Here is a 4117-nt window from a genome sequence, read left to right on the forward strand (position 1 = left end):
ACAGAACTTGTAAAACATGCTATTGGTTATGACGCCAGGCGGGGAGATAGTGTCAGTATAATTAACGAACCGTTTAATGTATTGCAGAATAACAGACTTTCACAGAAACCTGAGATTTGGGAGCAGTTAAGGTCGGTTGATGCGAAATGGTACTTAATAATGGGATTACTGGTAGTGTTTTCAGGTCTTTTTGCGATGAGGTCAAAACATAGCGGGATCAAAAAAGTAGTAAACTCTGCTGCGGATGTTAGTGAAATTGAGTTAACAAATGATAATTTGAGTAATGAACCGCAATTTACAGAATATGCCAATGAAAAAGCCAGTATCGAGAAAATTGATGAGAAATCGCCATTTGAACAGAGTATGTTGAGAGCAAGACAACTGGTTCGTGAAGAGCCGAAAATAGTGGCTCAAATCGTAGGAAACTGGGTGAAAGAAGGTGGCTAACGAAGTTGATGAATTCAGTGGAATTAAGCGTGCTGCCATATTGTTGATGGCGCTAGGAGAGGAGTGTGCATCTGAAGTATTGAAACATTTGGGACCGCGAGAAGTACAGGCAGTAGGCTACGAAATGACTCAGTTAAAAAATATTAACAAGGAACAGGTTTCGAAAGTTTTAGCAATATTCTCGGACACAATTGATCAACAAGCCGGACTCGCTGTTGGTACTGATGATTACGTTCGAAATGTTTTGATGCAGGCGCTTGGTAAAGACAGGGCAAGCAGTTTGATGGATCGTATAGTTCAAGATAGTAACAAGAAAGGACTTGAGTCATTTAAATGGATGGATGCCAGATCAATTGCTGACATCATTCGTTTTGAGCATCCGCAAATCATCGCTATAGTGCTGGCGCATTTGGAATCCGATCAGGCCGCTGACACCATGACTTATTTTCCGGAGCATTTACGTTCCGATGTTTTATTGCGTATTGCTAACATTGACAGTATTCAACCAGAAGCGCTTCAGGAACTTAATAGCATCATGGAGAACCAGTTTGCGGGTAAAGCGAATGTAAAAATGTCTACATTAGGCGGAATTAAAGTGGCTGCTCAGATACTAAATAATCTTGATTCTGGTGTGGAGAACGAAATTATGGACAACATCAGAGAAATAGATCCTGATGTTGGCCAGTCTATCCAGGACGTAATGTTTGTATTTGATAACCTTATTGATCTTGTCGATCGTGATATTCAGACAATACTAAGGGAAATTCCATCTGATTCATTAATTTTGGCACTGAAAGGCACCAATACCGTTGTGAGAGAAAAAATTTACAGGAATATGTCCAAACGTGCTGCAGAAATGTTGCGTGATGATCTTGAAACCATGGGGCCGGTTAAAATTAAAGATGTGGATGTGGCGCAGAAAGAAATCCTGGCTACAGTGAGGAGACTGGCAGAAGCCGGGGATATTTCAGTGAGAGCTAAAGGTTCGGATGAATATATCTAGAGATTTTCAATAGCAGTTAAGCGCTCTTTGGATAATCGCCTGAAGTATTGCTATTATGCGAGTAGGTTACTGAGCTTTTCATTTCTACGTGCCTTGGAATGCTGATTGAAAAAATTGAGCCCTCGCCAAGCTTACTGGTAAAAGTAATATGACCTCCCATCAATTCACAAAAACGCTGGCTTAATGAAAGCCCCAGTCCGGTACCCTCATAGGATTTTGTGGTCGAAGAGTCTGCTTGAGTAAATTCTGAAAACAAATGGCGAGTGTGTTCGTCACTGATTCCAATTCCTGTATCAGAGACCGTAAACTGAACCCAGTCATTGTTATTGCGAGTCTCGATTTTAACCGCTAGTCGAATCTGACCATTTTGAGTAAATTTACAGGCATTATCCAGCAAATTTAACAGGCTCTGCTTCAGTTTATTGGTATCTGTGTAAATAGATCCAATATCTGGAGCCAAATCAACACTCAGCGTATTTGAATTCCTGGCGGCAATTGGTTGCATCGCGGATATTGTATCGTTAGTGAAAGATGCAAGATCGCAATGATCCAGGTTCAGTTCCATTTTTCCTGCTTCAATTTTTGACAAATCAAGTATGTCATTAATGATTGCGAGCAAGTGTTGACCTGATGATTTTATCTTGGTTAGATCATCAAGCTGCTGCCTGGTTACATTCAGATTTGGATCTTCAAATAACATTTCACTATAGCCAATAATTGCATTGAGAGGTGTCCGCAATTCATGACTCATATTCGCCAGAAAAACACTTTTTGCCCGAGAAGCGGCAAAGGCTTGATCACGTGCCAGGCTAAGGTCATGCTGATGTTTTTTCAGATTTTTCTCTGTCTTTTTATGTTCAAAGATTTCGCTCTGTAGCTTTTTAATCAGGTCCGTGGTCTCTTCAGCCATGGTATTAAAGGACTGTATAACAACGTCAATTTCAGGCACGCTGGTCCTTGATACTTTTACATAATTACCTTTACTTAGTTTGTCAGCGGCCAAATGCAGTTCATCGAGGGGTTTTAAACTGGTTTTCAATATATAGACCAGGCTTGCAACGACAATGGCAAAGATTATTGTGCTGATTAATATAATTACCAGGGTGTGTTCAAATAATTGTTGTCGGTAAGGTTCGATATCACGAGCTGCTTGAGTTTTTAAAATTGTGGAACCGTTAGGATCACGGAGTGTATGGCTGGCAATTAAAAAGTCATCTAGTTGATATTTTTCAGGCCAAACCGGAGATTGATAGACGATATCACCCGTATACCGAGTGATTTTAACAGGATCGCCGAGCGTTTGTTCCAGTTGAATAATACTAAATGCTGGATCTGAAATAATGAGCATATAGGCAAAAGGATTCAGACTACCTACAGGAACAATCACTCCAAACAGTGCTTCGTTTTTCTTGGTGCAGAGTTGTGCCATGGGTTTTAGTCTTTCTACTCCAACTCGCTTATTAGCGATAGCGACCATGTTGCCACAATGCAGTTTTTTAGAGACGGTATGGGTATTACCACGGCTTGAGTCAGTTATAAATTCGAAATTATTATCGAAGATATATATGTCTTTCAGCTTTAACATTCCCGATGTGACAAAATAGCGGTCGAATTGCATATCCAGGAAAGTCTGAATGGTTTTAAGGTCAGCTTCTTTTATTGCCTGACGGAGTTTTGTGTCAGTTTGTAGATCAAGCCCCAGGTTTTTGGAGATATCAGACAATTCCTCCAGGATATTAGTAACTTTTAGTCCAATCAGTTCGGTAATGGCACTACGTTGATTCTGATAAGCCAGGTTGCGGTAGATTGACGTCGTCACTATCAGCATCACAAATCCCGCGACAGTGACGACCAGAATCCCTGATAAGAGGCGCAGGCGCAACGAGATTGATTTTTTAAAGAGTGATTTCATTTTAAAAAATCCACGCTGCTAATTTGAATACCTAAAGGAAAAAGTAGATTTTGACTTAATAGCGTCTATACTCTTACCAATCAATTCCTTTGATTCAAGCACTATATCTTTCTGATTTTCATACAGTTTTAGTGGCTTCATGGTGTAGCAGTAATTTATCAGTAAGCCTAAAAGTTGTATCGGTTTCATTAAAAATTCCTTGAAATAGTAGATGTACAACCAGCTTTGGCGAGCGTCAAAAGTCACATAACGACGAAAAATAGCTGCATGTATCGTGACAGCTGAGAGGAATTAAAAACGATATAAACGATTAGAATAATATAAAGTAAGTGAGTTGAAGTTGTATGACCCAGGCAACGAAGTACGCTAATTTCAGGCACTTTGTTTCTGTTAGGCGAGATAGAGGAGCAATTGTTATGACATTAACGATTATTTTCTTTTCCGTATTACTAGCACTTGTCATTTTTGCGTTACAGCAAGAAGGGAATCTCTAGCTGTATAACCATTAGGTGCATCGCTTAACTGGTTTACGATGCATACGAAAAAGTTGTAGGGGGATTTTTTAGTTTGCCTGGTGCGTAATTTTAGTGCTTAACGGCTACGCGTCTTTCAGCTTTCCGACGAGATCTTCCTTTTTAACATTATCAATCTGCTCACCTGCCGGATTAAAATCTAGAAAAACAAAATCATTTCCCTCATCAACCGCCTGATAAACGGCAATACCACTGCTCAACTGGTCAAAAAGAGTTTCATAG

General features: G+C 39.9%; 3 protein-coding genes. 2 read left to right on the top strand and 1 reads right to left on the bottom strand.

What is annotated here, in order from left to right:
- Positions 1-447 (top strand): hypothetical protein (locus ACWVCM_RS00450; RefSeq protein ID WP_455199723.1); only part of this gene is annotated, 447 nt, incomplete at its 5' end.
- Positions 440-1450 (top strand): flagellar motor switch protein FliG, encoded by a 1011-nt coding sequence (fliG, locus tag ACWVCM_RS00455; protein WP_455199724.1) that lies wholly within the window; start codon positions 440-442, stop codon positions 1448-1450. The genes ACWVCM_RS00450 and fliG, both read left to right, overlap by 8 nt.
- A 16-nt stretch (positions 1451-1466) precedes the next feature.
- On the opposite strand, the gene ACWVCM_RS00460 is transcribed toward fliG, so the two are convergent.
- Positions 1467-3362 (bottom strand): sensor histidine kinase, encoded by a 1896-nt coding sequence (locus tag ACWVCM_RS00460; RefSeq protein ID WP_455199725.1) that lies wholly within the window; start codon positions 3360-3362, stop codon positions 1467-1469.
- Positions 3363-4117 lie beyond the last annotated feature (755 nt).

This window comes from Kaarinaea lacus, from assembly GCF_975902315.1.